This is a genomic window from Amycolatopsis sp. NPDC001319 (assembly GCF_042896185.1).
In the GTDB taxonomy this organism is placed as follows: domain Bacteria; phylum Actinomycetota; class Actinomycetes; order Mycobacteriales; family Pseudonocardiaceae; genus Amycolatopsis.
The window spans coordinates 153,264-169,214 of the sequence record NZ_JBIAWY010000008.1 but is presented as its reverse complement, the minus strand read 5'-3'; the positions used below and the strand labels follow the sequence as shown (position 1 = coordinate 169,214).

General features: G+C 68.0%; 14 protein-coding genes. 1 reads left to right on the top strand and 13 read right to left on the bottom strand.

The window, feature by feature from the left end:
• Positions 1 to 227: 227 nt before the first annotated feature.
• From ACFY1H_RS29590 to ACFY1H_RS29560, 7 genes are all read right to left on the bottom strand, one after another.
• Positions 228 to 710, bottom strand: coding sequence for a three component ABC system middle component (locus tag ACFY1H_RS29590; RefSeq protein ID WP_386951630.1), 483 nt, complete (start codon positions 708 to 710; stop codon positions 228 to 230).
• Entirely contained in the window at positions 697 to 1,458 is a 762-nt protein-coding gene (locus tag ACFY1H_RS29585) for an ABC-three component system protein (protein ID WP_386951629.1), read from the bottom strand. Before ACFY1H_RS29585 ends, ACFY1H_RS29590 begins: the two co-directional genes overlap by 14 nt.
• Before the next feature lie 1,194 nt (positions 1,459 to 2,652).
• The gene (locus tag ACFY1H_RS29580; protein WP_386951627.1) at positions 2,653 to 4,200 is read right to left on the bottom strand and encodes a recombinase family protein; all 1,548 of its coding nucleotides are present in this window, start codon (positions 4,198 to 4,200) and stop codon (positions 2,653 to 2,655) included.
• Between the two features lie 92 nt (positions 4,201 to 4,292).
• Positions 4,293 to 5,063 carry an SDR family oxidoreductase gene (locus tag ACFY1H_RS29575; RefSeq protein WP_386951625.1) on the bottom strand — a complete coding sequence of 257 codons (771 nt, stop codon included), beginning with the start codon at positions 5,061 to 5,063 and terminating at the stop codon, positions 4,293 to 4,295.
• Entirely contained in the window at positions 5,060 to 5,812 is a 753-nt protein-coding gene (locus tag ACFY1H_RS29570) for an SDR family oxidoreductase (RefSeq protein WP_366586208.1), read from the bottom strand. Before ACFY1H_RS29570 ends, ACFY1H_RS29575 begins: the two co-directional genes overlap by 4 nt.
• A 212-nt stretch (positions 5,813 to 6,024) precedes the next feature.
• Positions 6,025 to 6,744 (bottom strand): alpha/beta hydrolase family protein, encoded by a 720-nt coding sequence (locus ACFY1H_RS29565; RefSeq protein WP_386951623.1) that lies wholly within the window; start codon positions 6,742 to 6,744, stop codon positions 6,025 to 6,027.
• Positions 6,741 to 7,754, bottom strand: coding sequence for a zinc-binding dehydrogenase (locus ACFY1H_RS29560; RefSeq protein WP_386951621.1), 1,014 nt, complete (start codon positions 7,752 to 7,754; stop codon positions 6,741 to 6,743). The genes ACFY1H_RS29565 and ACFY1H_RS29560 overlap by 4 nt, the downstream gene beginning before the upstream one ends.
• Before the next feature lie 259 nt (positions 7,755 to 8,013).
• Here ACFY1H_RS29560 and ACFY1H_RS29555 point away from each other — a divergent pair, with 259 nt between their 5' ends.
• Entirely contained in the window at positions 8,014 to 8,394 is a 381-nt protein-coding gene (locus ACFY1H_RS29555; protein WP_366586214.1) for a hypothetical protein, read from the top strand.
• Positions 8,395 to 8,398: 4 nt separating this feature from the next.
• Here the strand turns inward: ACFY1H_RS29555 and ACFY1H_RS29550 are convergent, their stop codons facing one another.
• From ACFY1H_RS29550 to ACFY1H_RS29525, 6 genes are all read right to left on the bottom strand, one after another.
• Positions 8,399 to 9,616, bottom strand: coding sequence for an MFS transporter (locus ACFY1H_RS29550; protein WP_386951618.1), 1,218 nt, complete (start codon positions 9,614 to 9,616; stop codon positions 8,399 to 8,401).
• 111 nt (positions 9,617 to 9,727) lie between these two features.
• On the bottom strand, positions 9,728 to 10,147 hold the full coding sequence (locus tag ACFY1H_RS29545) for an aconitase X swivel domain-containing protein (protein ID WP_366586218.1): 420 nt from the start codon (positions 10,145 to 10,147) through the stop codon (positions 9,728 to 9,730).
• Positions 10,144 to 11,439: an aconitase X catalytic domain-containing protein gene (locus tag ACFY1H_RS29540; RefSeq protein WP_366586220.1), complete on the bottom strand. Its 1,296-nt coding sequence runs from the start codon at positions 11,437 to 11,439 to the stop codon at positions 10,144 to 10,146. Before ACFY1H_RS29540 ends, ACFY1H_RS29545 begins: the two co-directional genes overlap by 4 nt.
• A gap of 3 nt (positions 11,440 to 11,442) precedes the next feature.
• Positions 11,443 to 12,732, bottom strand: a complete 1,290-nt coding sequence (locus ACFY1H_RS29535) for an FAD-dependent oxidoreductase (RefSeq protein WP_366586222.1) — start codon at positions 12,730 to 12,732, stop codon at positions 11,443 to 11,445.
• 9 nt (positions 12,733 to 12,741) lie between these two features.
• Complete coding sequence (locus ACFY1H_RS29530; RefSeq protein WP_386951613.1) at positions 12,742 to 14,361, bottom strand: dihydroxy-acid dehydratase; 1,620 nt, start codon at positions 14,359 to 14,361, stop codon at positions 12,742 to 12,744.
• 104 nt (positions 14,362 to 14,465) lie between these two features.
• Positions 14,466 to 15,809, bottom strand: a complete 1,344-nt coding sequence (locus ACFY1H_RS29525; protein WP_366586226.1) for an MFS transporter — start codon at positions 15,807 to 15,809, stop codon at positions 14,466 to 14,468.
• Between the last annotated feature and the right edge of the window lie 142 nt (positions 15,810 to 15,951).

Here is a 15,951-nt window from a genome sequence, read left to right as displayed (position 1 = left end):
CGTCACCGATTTGCACCAAGATGGCATACCAGCTAACCGTCTCCGAAATAATCCCTAATGGGAGTGTGATCTGGTCGCGTCCAAGGCAGAACTCTACAAGGTCCAGAACCGCAGACTTACCGGTTTTAGATCGCCCTGTAAGGACATTAAGTCGGCCGGGCCTGAGACGAATGTCACGCCTTTTGCCGTTGTGGCTATAAACTGATACTGCCAATATGTGCATAGCTCTACGGTTTCACTCCAAGTAGGGAAAACGCCGTTACAATGTCGGTCGAGGCGAACCATTTCCCACAGGTTCGTGCTGCGGATACAATTTCTCTTAGCTCATCTGGATGCGATCGATTAACTCGCCTGAGGCGACGTTTTACATGCAAGCTGGCATTTCTGACCTCAAGTAGATCATATCTCAAGCAGTAGCGCAGAGCTCGTCTCGTCGTCGGCACCAGAATCTCAGCAATGTGCGGGTACTGCGCATGCAGTGCCGGGTTTGACACCGACCACGAGGCTAAAGTCCTACGACTACTCGCGCCCACAGACTTGCGCAACTCTGGATTCAGCGTAAAGGGCAAGATTAGAAACGAGAAGAAGAATGGAAGTCCATCTATATTTGCGCCTTGATAAGATTCGACAGCATAGCCAAGTGCTGCTCCGGTAATAGCCGGATTGAACAGGGCCAAGGCTTCCGGCGAATGGGATTCAGGAGCTAACATCAGCAAGCATACTTTCGAGCTTCATCTGAAAGTCTGGGTGCCATCCAATTCTGTATCCGGCATACCCATCGGCCACTGCATGAAGCATTCCACGAGTGAACCAAGGTTGATCGAAGCGCTCACGTAGGCGCGCGCGTGCGTCTCGCGCCAAGAGGGAAAGAACCTCACGCCCAGCTTGAGCGTCGTTGATTTCACCGCTGGAGAATTGCTCCACCTTCTCGTCGAAAATCTGCTCCCATTCATCATGTAGTGCGCAGGCAAATCGATCCAGCTCGATCTCGGAAATCAAGTTGTGCCGCAACCATTCCGAACGTTGCGCGTAGGATCTATGGTAGTCGCGAACGGCCTTCCACAGTCTTCTGTTGTCAAGAGCTATCCAGAACAGCTGCTGAACGAACTCGCGGTCGTGAAATTCTTTTGCATCCCCCTCAACGAAAGGGGAGTTCTGTATTTCGAGGGACACGGGAAGATTGTCGGCGCGGTGCTGGTCCACCAGGTCTTCGACGTAGCTCTGCAGGTCATGTCCGGTTATTGCGGGAAGCGATCCATCGAGCAGTCGAACTGCGATGCCTGCCCACCATCCTTTGAGCTGCTTCAAAAAGCTATCTTCTTGCCCTCTAGTAATAGCGTAACGAAAAATGCTTAAGAGGGGCTTATCGATGTCGCGTGCAACGGTCGAACCGTCTTCGACCACGACATTTTGAAGGAGACTGAGACGGTCATGCTCCGACAATTGCAGAAACTTCATCCTCCATGGCGCCGTCTTCTTGCTCTTAGAGCTCTCGGCAGACGCTGTAAGCGACTGTATAGCAAATGGTACGTCTCGCCTCGAATCTGACCGCAAAAAGGAAAGAGCGCTCTCGTCGGGCGCCGTAGCCGTGGTGATTAGACGGAGAATTGGTTTGGCACCGCTCCGGTTGTTATAGCCGTCTATCCAAACGTTGAGCGTGCGCCAGACGTCCGAACTGCTAGCGGTAAGGTCTGACGCTGGTTGGACCTGATGTTTCGTTTGGAGGAGTTCTGTCGGGGTGCCATTGATTCCGAACTCAATGTCATCGAGTGCCTCAAGTCGTAGCTCAGATTCAGGATCCTCGCTGGCCCGCTTCCCTAGCTCAACCAGCGCCCACATGCACTGATGAAGGTAGCCCAGCGCGTTGCCCGCCGCGCCGTGCGAGCTATTAGAGGCCATAGTAGGGGAACTTACGGTGATCGTTGTTCAACGGCAAGACGTCAAATGGGCGTGGTCCGAGCAACTTTGCCCTGCTTCTTGCTGACGCTGGTCGTGGCACAGACGTGGAACCTGGCCTACGACTTCGGGCTGCCCGACGTGCCCGACGCCGGCTGGATTGACGCAGCGGAGCGGAGCCACTTGGCTCGGCATACTTGCACTCGGCAGAACAAGGCGAGTCATGCGCGAATCGGACGGGCGTACGAAGCGGCGAAGCGATGATCGTCGTGGGCGGTTGGAGGGCGATACCTCGCTGCGGCCGCCGAGAGGCCAATGCATGGTCAGGCTTCATCGCCCTCGCCTGGCGTCGATCACGCCTTCGGCCATCGACTCGTGCGCGCACAGTCACGTCTCGTAGTCGACGATAGGCGGCGATCAGTTACAGGCGCTGACGGCGCTTGGCGGACCTATGCGCGACTTTAGATCGCGAAACAATGACGATCAGCCGGAGCGCACCCCTCTGACCAGCGTCGATGGATCTATTTTGGCCCTAGCTGTTGACACCTAATCGTGACGTCAAGGCCGGGCGCAACCCGAACGGCGCTGGTTAGATCGGTGCGCAGGCGGCACGCCGCGATCCTGGCCTTCGTTATGTACATGCACCAGGGCACACCGAGTAGTCAGCTTGGCTCGCATCGTCTCGTGACGCCGAGCAGCGTCGTCAAGGAACCTGAAGTGATGTGGTTAACGTGCGAGTCGACCTCGGATACGCAATCAGGCGGAAGCAGCAGACGACGACCTGTCAGGCTCGACCGGTCGCAGGCGTTTCCGCTCGAACGCCCGCGCACCGGCGCGCGTGGCCGGGTCCAGGTAGAGCAAGGTCTTTCCCAGAGCGGAAACCAACATGGTGCGACGTTCGCTGACATCGCCGTTGTCCCACTGCTTGGCAACCTGCGCCGGATTCTGAGCCTTCACCGGACCGTCAGGGTTCCCGCCAGACAACTCCTCGCGCTCCGCTCGCAGCTTCGCCAGACGTGCACTGATCGGCTTGTTGCCACGGTCGAACGCCTCGACGTCGATTTCCAGCAACCCGAGTCGCTCGGACAATGCGGTCTGGACGTCCTCGCATTTGGTGATCTCCTCGCGCAACTGGGCGAGCCGGTCCGCCACCCGTGCACGCGCGGCCGCTACCGCCGAGGCGTGACGCGAGTCGGACTGGCGCGCGATCACCAACAACCGCAACTCGTGATCAACCGCGCGCCGGTCGCCATACACTTTCCCGCAGCCGCGCCGCTGCTTGTTGCAGAAGTACACGGCGCGTCGCTCCCCGGTGTCCTTGTACACGGTATTCTTGCGGCTCGCCGACAGCTTGACACCACAGCCAGGCGCTCCACACCGCAGAATGCCCGTGCCGACGTAGCTTTCGCCGACGACCCGGCCGCGCCGCCGGGCCGCGAAGGTTGCCCGCAACCGTGCGAACTTCTCCGGGTCGACGATCGGATCACCGTCGATCCGTCCCGCTAGCTTGCCGTCATGCTCGATCAATCCGGCGTTAGTCGGTCGCGCGAGGACCGATTTCACCGTCACCGCGATCCACTCGCGGCCCGCTGCGGTCCGGATCCCCTGTTTGTTCCACTCGGCCGCGATGGTGCCCTGACCGATGCCCGCTAAGTGAGCGTCGGTCGCTTCGCGCAGCGCCGCCCGCTCCCGTTCGACGAGATCCGCAGACACGTCCGGCCGGTCCTTATCCGTCTCACCAGGTCCAGGCGCCCACATCATGTCCTTGCCCGGCCAGCCGAACCGCCGGGGACCCCCGAGATGGCCAACGCCCTGCTCGCGCTTGGTGGCGAACCGACGCTTGATCCGGCGGGACGTGTCGTCCGACGAGCGCGCCGCGTGGGCAACCTCGATCCGTAGAATGAACCGGTCGTCAGGATCGGCCAAGTCCCGCTCGCCATGCGCCGAGTAGACCTTGAAACCGCGCTCACCGAGTTCGATCAGCTTTTCCAGGTCACGCGGCTGCCGGAACAGCCGGTCGGTGTGCCAGACCACGATCCCGTCCGACTCACCGGACTCCACCCGCTCCAGCAGCCGTGTCCAGCCGGGTCGGCGCACGCTGCGCTTCCACGCCGACAACCCATCCTGTAGCTCCTCGCCCAGCGTGCCCCCGACCCGCTCGATCACCTTGCGATTGTCAGCCCACTGGGTCTCGATCTTCTCCAGCTCGCCCGTCTCCGGCACCCGCGACAGGCGGCCGTACGAGTCGAGCACGAGCGGCCGATCAGACTCCTGACCTGGGGTAATATCCCGTTTGGCGATCATGCTCCGAGGTTATGCCAGCAAATGGGACATCGCCAACGCCGCATTGGGTGCGTTGGGCGCAACCAACGCCACATCGGGGTGGTCCGGGCCGGTCAGTCCTCCGGCAGGGCCTCGATCTTGCGCTGCAGCTTGTTCATCCCGCCGAGCCAGCGGTCGGTTTGGGTGGCGCGCAGGGCGTAGTACTCCGCGACCTCCGGGTGCGGCAGCACGAGGAACCGGCCTTCGTCGATGGCGGTGAACAGCGCGTCGGCCACCTGGTCAGGGTCGATCGCCGACGCGCCCATCAGCAGCTGGCCGCGCGGGCCGCTGCTCTCCAGCATCGCGGTGCGCACGCCCTGCGGGCAGATGGCCTGCACCGTGATGCCGCGGTGGCGGTAGGTCGCCGAAAGCCACTCGGCGAAGGCCAGCGCGCCGTGCTTCGTCACGGAGTACGGCGCCGAGCCCAGCGTCGTGAGCAGGCCGGCGGCCGACGCGGTGGCGATGAAGTGCCCCTTGCCGCGGTCGAGCCACGCGGGCAGCAGTTGCTTGGCGGCGCGGACGTGGGCCATCACGTTGACGTCCCAGGTGCGGGCCCAGTCGTCTTCCGTCGACTGCTCGTCGCCGAAGGGGGCGACGCCCGCGTTGGCGCAGAAGACGTCGATCTCGCCCAGCGTCTCGCGGGCGGCCGCGAGGAGCTTCGCGACGCCCTCTTCGCTCGCGACGTCGCCGGCGAACGAGGTGCCGCCGACCTCGGCGGCGACCTCCGCCGCGGCGTCGCCGTTGAGGTCGGCCACGACCACGCGCGCGCCGTCGGCCGCGAAGCGCCGGGCCAGCGCCCGGCCGATCCCGCCGCCGCCACCCGTGATGACGACCCCGGCGCTCACAGGCCACCGCCCAGGGTCACGCCGCCGTCGAGGACCACGGTCTGGCCGGTCATCCAGCCCGCGTCGTCGGAGAGCAGGAACGCCACCGCGCCCGCGATGTCCTCGGGCACACCGAGGCGCTTCATCGGGTAGGCCGCCGCGACCTCCTCTTCCTTGCCCTCGTACAGGGCGGTCGCGAACTTGGTCTTGACCACGGCCGGCGCCACGGCGTTCACGCGGATCTTCGGCCCCAGCTCGGCGCCGAGCTCCTGCGTCAGGCGGATCAGCGCCGCCTTGCTCACGCCGTACATGCCGATGCCGGGCGACGCCCGCAGGCCGGCGATCGAGGCCACGTTGACGACCGAGCCGCCGTGCTCGCCCATCCACGCGTCGCGGGCCCGCCGGGTCCAGGCGATCGGCGCCAGCACGTTCACCGCGAAGATCTTCGCCGCGGCGGCCGGGTCGATGTCGAGCGTGGACCCGTAGACCGGGTTGATGCCGGTGTTGTTCACGAGCATGTCGAGCCGGCCGAACCGCTCGATCACCTTGGCGACCGCCTCGTCCTGGTGCCCCGTGTCGTCGGCCTTGCCGGGCACGGCGATCGCGAAGTCCTCGCCCCCGAGCTCGGCGACGGCCTCGGCCAGCGGCTCGGGCTTCCGCGCGGTGATGCACACCTTCGCGCCCCGCTCGACCAGGCCCTTCGCGATGGCGAGGCCGATCCCGCGGCTGGCGCCGGTCACGATCGCCACGCGGTCCTTGAACGAGTTCACAGCACTGGCCTCCTGTTCTGCCGCGCACCCCGGCGGCTAAGCGGTCGCTAAGTGGAGGCTACCGCCGTCCGGGAATCGGGTCGCCGCGATCACCGCCGGAGGCGCCGGACACGCGTTCACCGGCCGAGCTCCTCCACCAAGGTGGGCGCTGGTCAACCGCAGGTTGACCAGCATCCTTGCCGGCGCCGCGGGGCCGGCAAGGATGCGGCTGTTCAGCAAACGGCGTTCGCCAGCCAGCTTCGCGCCTCGATCCAACTGTGGTGACTCGGATCGATGAGCTCGAAGTGACCGACGTCGGGCAGCTCGAGGTAGTCGACGGCGTCCCCCGCGTGCCGAGCCGCGGCGACGTAGTCCCGGCTGTGGTCGACCGGGACGCGTTCGTCGGCGTCTCCGTGGACGACGAGGTGCGGCTTGCCGAGCGGCAGGCGGAACCGGGGCGAAGCGGCCCGGTAGGAGCCGGGGTCGGCTTCGGGTGTGGTGCCCATGAAAAGCGGGGCCGCACCCTCTCCGAGGCCCGCTTCCGCGGATCGTGGCAGGTCGGTGACCGGGGCGAGGGCCACGGTCAGGTCCACGGCCGCGGACGCGGCGGCCAGCAGCGCGAGGTGCCCACCCGCCGAGTGTCCGATCGCGACGACCGGCCCGCCCGGATCCCGGTGCTGCCGCACGGAATCGATCGCCTCGAGCACGTCGGTGAGTGTGCCGGGCCAGCCGCCGGCGTCGCCGTCGGTGCGGCGGTACTCGACGTTCGCCACGGACCAGCCCCGCTCCGCCAGGTCCGCGCACAGGGGATCCATCTGGTCCAGGCCGTGCCGAGCTCGCCAGAACCCGCCGTGCAGCAGCACCGCGAGCCCGCGGCTGCGCGGCGGAACGGGCCAGAGCTCGACGAACTGGCTGCGCGAAGAGCCGTATCCGAGCACGGCCTCGGGCTTCACGACCACGGACCGTGCAGGGCCGCGCGGATCACGTTCTCCGGGCGGTCGGTGTTCACGCGGAACGCCTCCTGCGCCTGCGCCCACCCGAACCGGTGCGTGATCACCGCTTCCGGGTCCAGCACACCTTCCGCCACGAGCCGCACCGACTCGGGGTACTGCCCGGGACCGCCCTTGACACCCACCACGGTGAGCTCTTTGAGCAACACGCTGGCCGGCTCCATCAGCTGCGGCGCGCGGCCCACCAGCGCGACGACCGACCCCGGCGTCGCCAGGTCGTCGGCCAGCGCGACACCGGCGGCAGCCGCGGAAGTCTCGACGATCAACCGCGAACCCGCACCGACGTCGACGGCCTCCGGTGCGTGCGCCGGCAGCCCGACCGACGCCGCGAGCTCGCGGCGGGCCGCGTGCGGCTCGAACACGTGCGGCGCGTAGCCGTGGTGCTTGAGCACCAGACCCAGCAGGATCCCCAGCGGACCTCCGCCCACCACCGCACACGGCAGTGGTTCCGGCACCACCGGCAGTACCCGCTTCAGCAGGTGCAATGCCACCGCGACCGGCTCCAGCACCGTCGCCGCGAGGTCGGAAACCTGGTCGGGCAACGGAACGACGAGGCGTTCGGGCACGCAGACGTACTCGGCGAGCAGGCCCGGACCGAGCATGCCCAGGTACCCGCCGTCCGGGCACAGCTGGGTACGCCCGGCGACGCAGTGCTCGCACTGTCCACAGTGGGCGACCGGGTCGATCGTCACCCGTTGCCCGACCGACACTCGGGTGACGCCGTCGCCCACCGCCGCCACCTCGGCGGCGCCGTCGTGCCCGACGATGTGCGGGTAGCGCGCCGCACGCCCGCTGTACATGTGCAGGTCCGTGCCGCACAGGCCGAGCGCCCGCATCACCACGACGACCTCACCCGGCTCCGGCTCCGGCACCGGGCGCGGCCGGGTGGCGAACCGCTTCGGTTCGACCAGCTCGATGACGCGACCGCCGGCGCGCACGTTGACCACGGCCATCAGATGACCCGGTACTTCCCAGGCGCGACAACCATGAATGCTCCTCCTGAGGTGTGGTTCCGTCCCTCGGCCACGGTGGCCGGCAGCCGCGAATCTATAGCGTTGTCGTGACGGTCGTCAACTGTTCGCCATATGCAACCTCGGCTTCACGTCACCGCCGACCTGGTCGACCTGACCTCATATGGCGTACTTGTGACGGTCGACACGAGTGCTATATCCTTCGCTGCGGTCAACGCGGACCAGTTGCCGGGAGGTTGACGTGTACGTAGCACTTTTCTGGGGCAAGGTCTGTCCTGAGTGGCAGAACGACGAGTACGCCACGATCGGGGCGCGGATGTTCGAACGGGCGTCGTCGATGCCTGGTTTCGTTTCCTTGCACAAGTTCGACGTGCCGGACGGCCGGGAACTGGCGATCGCGTACTTCGAGACCGAGGAGCACATGCGGGCCTGGTACAACGATCCCGAGCATCGGGCCGTCGAAGCCTTGGGGCACCGCGAGATCCTCGACGACTACACCATCGAAATCCTGCAGATGACCCGCTCGTACACGAAATCGACGTCGACCTTCGCGGCAACCACAGAGGAAACGTGTGCTGCTGACGCCCTCGTCGTGAGCGCGCGGCAGCCGATCACCTCGTAGCGGCTCAGGCGGCAGCACCCGGCCGCTTCGAGGGAAAACCGTGTGTGCCGGCGGTGATCACAGTGACCAGTACCGGAGCGAGGAGCACGAGGACGGCCCAGGGGAAGGATGCGGGGCCGAAGCCGTCGAGGAGCAGACCGCCGACGACCCCGGCGACCGCGATCGCGGTGTTCCACAGGGTGACGAGCATGGCCTGGGCGATGTCGGCAGCGGCACCGGCCGCGTCGGCCACGGCCGTTTGCAAGAGAGTGGCGACGCCGCCGAATCCCAGTCCCCACAAGGCCCCCGCAGCGTAAACCGCGACAGCGCTGTCGGCGAGCACGGCCAGGACCGTGGCCGCCGCGGCGAACAACACGGTGCTGGCGACGGTGAGAGTGCGCAGGCGACGATCGATGAGCACGCCCACCACCCAGATGCTCAGCACCGACGCCGAGCCGAAGACGAACAGCACCAGGTCGACGGTGCCGCCCATGCCCAGCCCGCCGAGGAAGGTGGCGATGTAGGTGTAGAGGATGTTGTGCGCCAGGACGAAGGCCAGGACGACGAACAGGACCGGCGCGACGCCGGGGAGCCGGAGCGTCCGGGCCATCGGAGCCCGGCCGCGCCGGGCCTCCCCGGGCAGGTCCGGGACCGAGAGACGGATCCACCCGAGCAGGACGAGCGCGAGCGCGGTCATGGACCAGAAGGTGACCCGCCAGCCGAGTGCTTGGCCGAGAAGGGTTCCCGCGGGAACCCCGAGCGAGAGGGCGAGCGGCGCGCCCGCCATCGCGATAGCCGTCGCCTTCCCCTGGAGCGGGCCGGCCACCATCTGCCGCGCGTATCCGGCCATCATCGCCCACACCAGCCCGGCGGCCACTCCGGCGATGAACCGTCCGGCCATCGTCAGCACGTAGTAGTCGGAGACGGCCGTGACGGTGTTGGCCACGGCGAACCCGGCGACCGTGGCCAGCAGCAACCGTTTGCGCCGCCACCTGGACGTCGCCGCGGACAACGGGATCGCCGCGACCGCGGACCCGATCGCGTAGATCGTCACCGCCTGCCCCATCGCCGATTCGCCGACCCTCAGGTCCGCGCTCATCGCCGGCAGCACCCCGGCCGGCAGCGCCTCGGTGAGAATGGTGATGAACGCGGCAGTGGCCAGCGCCGCCAGGGCCCCCCACGGGAGCTTGTGGTGCACGCTCGCGTCCGGGGTCTCGACCGGTCGCGGGGTTTCGTATCGCATGCCGCCAGGATCGAACCTTCACACGGATGTCAAGGTCAACGCGCCCCTCGGTGAGGTCGGGCACACGCGTCCGGGCCGGACCTCACCGCCCGACACCGAGCCGCCGGGACGTCAGCGCGGGAGCACCCTGACCAGCCCGTGGTCGGCGTCGACCTCGACGAGGTCGCCCGTGGTGATGCGGGCGACCGGGTCGTCGTCGAGGTCGGTGACGGCGGGAACGCGGGTGACGATCGCGCCGAGTGCGGCCTTCGTCGTGAGGCGGGTGAAGACCATCGCGAGCGGCGCGGTGCCGAGCAGCCGCGTGGACTGGAAGAAGCCCGACCACCCCGACGATCCCTTGGCGCCCGGGAACACCAGGACTTTCCCGGTGAAGCACACGCCGAACAGCTCGTGGCGGCGTTCGATGATCGTGCCCGTCGCCGGGTCGATGCCGCCCCAGCCAGAGATCGTCTCCCGGGAAACGAGCGCCTCGCCGACGACGCGGCCGGGCACGATTCCGCGGCCGCGCAGCAGCACCCCGGGCGCCGTCATCGGGCTGCCTTCCCCAGCGAGCCGCGCCACCGGCCGGTGACGGCGGCGTCGACGCAGTCCTCGAGGGTGCCGAACCACGCCTCGATCCCGAGGATCGCGGGCAGGTAGTGGGCTTGCTTGGCGGAGTCGGTCGCGAACACCCTCGTGCCTTCCGGGGCGACGCGCGACATCGCCGGGCAGGAGTCGGTCAGCACACGCCCGCCGGCCCGCCGGATGGTTTCGGTCCAGCCGTTGCGGTCGGCGACCGTCCGCAACGCGCGGGGCGTCATCAGCCACAGTTCGCACCCGGCGGAGAGCTTGCGCCCCTCCAGCGCGCGGGCGACCCGGCCGACTTGCTCCAGCGAAGCGTGCGGGCAGCCCAGGAGGATGAAGTCGACGTCCTCGCTGTCGCCGATCGAGTTCAGCGACTCGTAGACCGCCCGGCGCTCGGCCTCGCCGTACCGGATCGGTTCGGGGATCGAGCGGCCCCCGAAGGCGGCTTCCAGCGTCGGCGCGTCCGGGGTCCGGCCCGGCAGGTGGTACATCTCCACGCCACCCGAGGACGCGGCCGCGGCACCGAAGTGCTTGAGGTCCGCCAGATCCGGGCGACCCAGCTCGCCGATGACGACCGGGCGCTCCTCTTGGACGACGTCGCCGGCGAAGTAGCCGAGCATCCCCCAGTCCTGGAACCCGTCCGGCACCAGCGTCGTCTCGATGAGGTGCGTGCCGTAGCGGTTTTCCCGGTGGTGGTTGCCCCAGCACGGGATCCGCCCGGTCAGGCTCGCGGCGCCCGTGGAGGCACCACCCTCGCAGTTGGTGCGCGCGCCCAGGACGGAGTTGGCGTAGACGACCGCCGAAGACTCCATCCACGCGACGTGCTCGCCGTAGGTCGGGAGGTTGCCGACCTGGTACGGCGTGCACGTGGCGAGCACGTTGACGCCCCGGCTGCTGGCGAACGACTCGGCCTCGGCCTGCAGGTCGATCTTGTGCCCCGGGTAGGGCATGATGCCGCGCGCGTCTTCGCCGAACCCGTGCTGCAGCTGACACGTCGGGACGCGCATCGGCGGGATCTCGAGGTCGTCGTCGCAGTCGAGGCTGATCACGGAGAACGCCTTGGCCCAGCCGCCCTCCGCGACCAGTTTTTCCTTGGCCGGCGAAGGTTGTGTGGTCGTGCCCGCGACGTTGCGGGTTTCGCACAGCCGCTCGGCGCCGAGCGCGTCGGCGTAGCGGATCAGCAGATCCATCGCCGCCGCGACCGCGTCGCCTTCCGCGCCGTCGCGCATGCGCTTCTCTTCGTCGGTGAGGCCCACCATCGCTCAGCCCTCCACGTTGTCGCGGATGCGGTCCCGCAGCGCGGTCAGATCGACGTCGTGGACATCGCCGCCCAGGGTCAGGTCCAGCGTGTGCGCGGCGGCGCGGCCCATCGCCGAGCACGGGCCCATCACCCGGACACTCGACAACGCCGCGGCGTCGCCGTCGACACACCGCCCGGCCGCGACCAGGTTCCGCGCGCCCGGTGAGGTCAGGCTGCGCAGCGGGACGTAGTGCACGTGGTCCGGCCCGAACGTCTCCCAGACGTAACCCGACACCCGGTCGTGCAGCTCGACCGGCCACGCCGTGCGCGCCACCGCGTCTTCGAAGGCGGTGCCGTGGCGGACCTCTTCGAGCGTGAGCTGGTGGTCGGCGGCGAGCCAGCGGGTCTGCCGCCGGCCCGGAAAGCCGTACGCCAGCACGGAAGCGTCCTTGAAAGCCGCCGGGAACTCGGCGCGCAGGAACTCGACGACCCGGTCGGCCTGTGCCCGTCCGCGCAGCTGCGCCTCCGCGGCCTCGACCGCCGTCAGCGGTGCCTCGACGTGCGTCATGTTCATCACGGCGGTGTCGCGCCCCGGGAAGAAGAAGGCGAGCCCGTCGCGCCGGACGAGGCCGTACTCGTCGGCTTTCTCGTCGACGCGGGCCACCAGTTCGGCCGGGTCGGGCTTGGCCGACTCCACCAGGCCGGTGAGCCGGATCTGCTGCGAGCCCCACACCGTCCGTTCCGGCACCCGGCACGGCAGCCCGGCCTCCCACGCCAGTGCGGCGTCGCCGGTCGCGTCCACGAATCCCTTGGCGCGCACCGAAACCGGACCGTACCGGGTCGCGAACTCGACCCGCTCCAGCACGCCGCCGTCGAGGGCGACCGCGCTGATCGAGGCGCCCAGGACGACCCTGATCCCGAGCTCGGACACGAGGTTCTCGAACCACCGGCCCAGCACGACCTCGTCGTAGGGGACGGTCTGGGTGTGGGTGCGGTTGTACGCGATGTCCCCGGAGCGTTCCAGCGCCGGGAACATCTCGTCGAAGATCCCGTGCGTGAGCTGGTGGTACTCGGGAGCGTTTCCGTAGATCCCGCAGAACAACCCGATCATGGAGTTCACGCACTGTCCACCCAGGACGGGAAGCGCGTCGGCGAGCACGACGTCGCGGCCGCAGCGTTTCGCGTCGATCGCCGCGGTGAGGCCGGCGATGCCCGCGCCGACGACCAGGACGTCGGCTTCGAGCGATTCCGCGGCGCGGTCGGCGGGCCGGGTGACGGTGTTCACCCGCAGATCGGTCAGTGCGTGAGGCAACAAAACTCCTTAGGACGAAGAAGAACGGCGCAGGGTCGCGCCCCGGTCGAGCGGTTCCACGACGCCGGCGTAGACACCGAGCCACGAACCCGGGCGGGCCGGCCAGGTTTGCGGAGACCGGGTGCGGGGGTAGTCCGAGAGCCGCTGCTCGAGCTCGGCCGGTGCCACGAGCAGCTCGACGGTGCGGGCCGGGACGTCGATCGCGATCGCGTCCCCGGTGCGCACCACACCGAGCGGGCCGGGCACCCCGCCTTCGGGCGTGACCTCCCCGACGACGATGCCCTTGTTGACGAGCCCCGAGAGCTGCCCGTCGGTGACGAAGGCGACCTGCTCGCTCAGCCCGGCGCCGTTGAGCGCGAAGACCACGGCCGACGCCATGCCCATGCCCGGGGTTCCGGTGACACCGAGCCCCCTCAGCACCAGCACCTCACCGGACCGCACCTCGCCGCGCTCGATCGCCTCGATGGCCGCGGGCGCGGACTCGTAAACCCTTGCCGGGCCACGGAACGCGCGGGCGCGCGTCTCGGTGACCGACAGCTTGACGATCCCCGTGCCGGGGCACAGGCTGCCCCGCATCAGCACGATCGTCGACTGCGGCCGGATCGGTTCCGCCCTGATCACGGCCGGGTCGACCGCCGCGCCGGCGAGGTTCTCGGCCATCGTCCGGCCGCTCATCGTCGGCACCGAGCCGTCGACGACGTCGCCGAGCTGGGCCAGCACGGCGCGGGCACCGCCGGCGTCGTCGAACTCCTCGATCGACGCCGGACCGTTGGGCCGCACCGCCGCGAGCGGGCCGACGTGGTGGCCGAGCTCCTCGAACAGGCCGTGCACGTCGAGGTCGCCGGGGAGCTCGGCGGCGATCGCCTCGAGGTGCTTGACCGCGTTGATCGACCCGCTGACGGCGATCACCGCGGCCACCGCGTTGCGGACCGCGCCCGGCGTCATCACCGTGCTGGGCCGCCGATCGGCCTCGACCGCGGCGATGATCGCGGCGCCCGAAGCCCGGACCGCCGCCCACATGGTGTCGCTGTTGGCGCGGGTCGGCGCGGTGCCGGGCAGTGCCATGCCCAGCGCCTCGGCGACGATGTGCATCGTGTTGGCCGTGCCCATGCCGGTGCAGACGCCGGGGCCGGTGATCGCCCGGTCCGACATGGCACACAGGTCGTCGAAGCCGATCGCGCCCGACGCCAGCTTCCCGGCGTCGACGAACACGTCCTCGATGTCCACGCGGCGGCCGTCGTCGAGGGCTCCGCAGCTCTGGTAGCCGCAGGCGATGACGAGCGTGGGCACGTCGGTGCGCGCGGCGGCCATCAGCTGGCCCGGTGTCGTCTTGTCGCACGAGGCCAGGCAGACCATCCCGTCGAGCTGCGCCCCGTCGACGACGGCTTCGATGTCGTAGGACACCAGGTCCCGGCCCGACAGGACGTAACCACCACCACGGCCGGCAGCCATGATGAAGTCGGTCGGGGCCACGGTCCGGATCTCGAAGCCCAGCCCGCCCGCGGCGTCGATCGAGTCCTTCACCGCCGCGGCGATCGCGTCGAGGTGGGCGAAACAGGGCGCCAGCCCGGAGGACGAGTTGACGACGGCGATCTTGGGGCGCCTGATCTGCTCGTCGGTGTAGCCCATCGATTTCCACTGGGTCCGGGTCGTCGCCCACCGGGGCGAACCGACCGGGTGGTTGCTGCGCGGCTCTGGGTTGGTGATCGTGACCTCCGGGTTCGGGTGCGGGATCATTCGGACGCGGCGTCCGCGTGCGGTGCGGTCGCCCCGGCCGGCTCGCCGAGCAGCACGGTGCCCCGCGTCTCCGGGCCGATCCACGCGCCGGCGAAGAAGAGCACGCCGCCGAGGACGATCAGGACCACGGCGGTGTACTCGTAGGGCAGCACGGCCTGCAGCACGGTGATCCAGACGCTGTACAGCGCGGGCAGGATGAGGCTGAGCGTGTAGACGGTGCCGTAACCCGAGGAGCGGACACCGGCGCCGAAGCGTTCGTTGAGGTAGACGACCAGACAGCCGAGCGGGGCGTTGGGCAGCACGAAGGCGACGACCGCGACGATCCCGATCGGCAGGAACCCGGCCCCGGAACGGGCGAGCAGGACGAGGAGCACGTACGCGAGGGCGGCCCCGAAGGTGATGGCCACGGCGCAGCCGAGCAGCAGCTTGCGGCGGCCGATCCGCTGCCCCCACACCCCGGCGCCGATCATGCCGAGGATCGTCGCGACGTTGGCGATGATCTCCAGGGTGCTGACGTCGGAGGGGTTCTGGTGCAGGACCCCGACGAGCAGCCCGGGCATGAACGACAGGACGATCTGCGCGGCGAACCACATTCCGGTCATCAGGAGGAACACCTGGCCGAAACCGCGGATGTTCTTCCGGTTGAACAGCTGGAAAAGCGGCGCGCGATTTCCGTCGCGGGATTTCTTGAGCTCCTCGAGATCGACCTCTTCGACGCGCGAGTAATAAACGACGTAGGCAATTCCGAGCAGGACCCCGAAGAAGAAGGGAATGCGCCAGCCCCAGGATTGCAGTGCCGGGGTGGAAAACCGCTCCAGCACGACGAGCTGGATGATGCTGATCAGCGTGATGGCCGCGGGCGCTCCGGCGGCCATCACGCCGCCGACCAGGCCGCGGCGGCGCATCGGGGAGCGCTCGATGGCCAGCGGAACCGGCCCGGCGTAGCCGCCGCCCAGGAAGATCCCGCCGATCAGGCGGAGCAGGATCAGCCCGACGATGGACCCGTAACCCCAGCTCGCGTAGCCCGGCATGAGGGCGATCAGCAGGGTCACGACCGTGAACCCGATCCCGGTGATCAGGGTGACGCGCCGCCGGCCGATCTTGTCGGCCAGGTTGCCGAAGATGGGGCCGCCGATCGGCCGCCCGAGCAGGGTCACGACGAAAATGACGGTCACGAGGGTGACCTTCGTCGTGGCCGACATCGAGTCGGGTTCGAAGTAGTCCATCACCGCCGGCAGCACGAGTGCGGGCAGGTAGATGTCGAAGCTGTCGACGAACAGGGAAAGGATGCCGCCGACGACCGATCGTCGCGCTTCCGGAGTCAGTCGCTCGTCTGCCATGGGTACGGTCGTCGACATCCAGGAAATTCCTTCCGATCACGAATACCGCTCCGCTGCGATATATCGCTTGTCCCGGAAGATTCTAGGAATCCCCGCCGAGGGCCGGAAGTCAAAAATCCTGATCCCGGGAATCAGTCTGGAT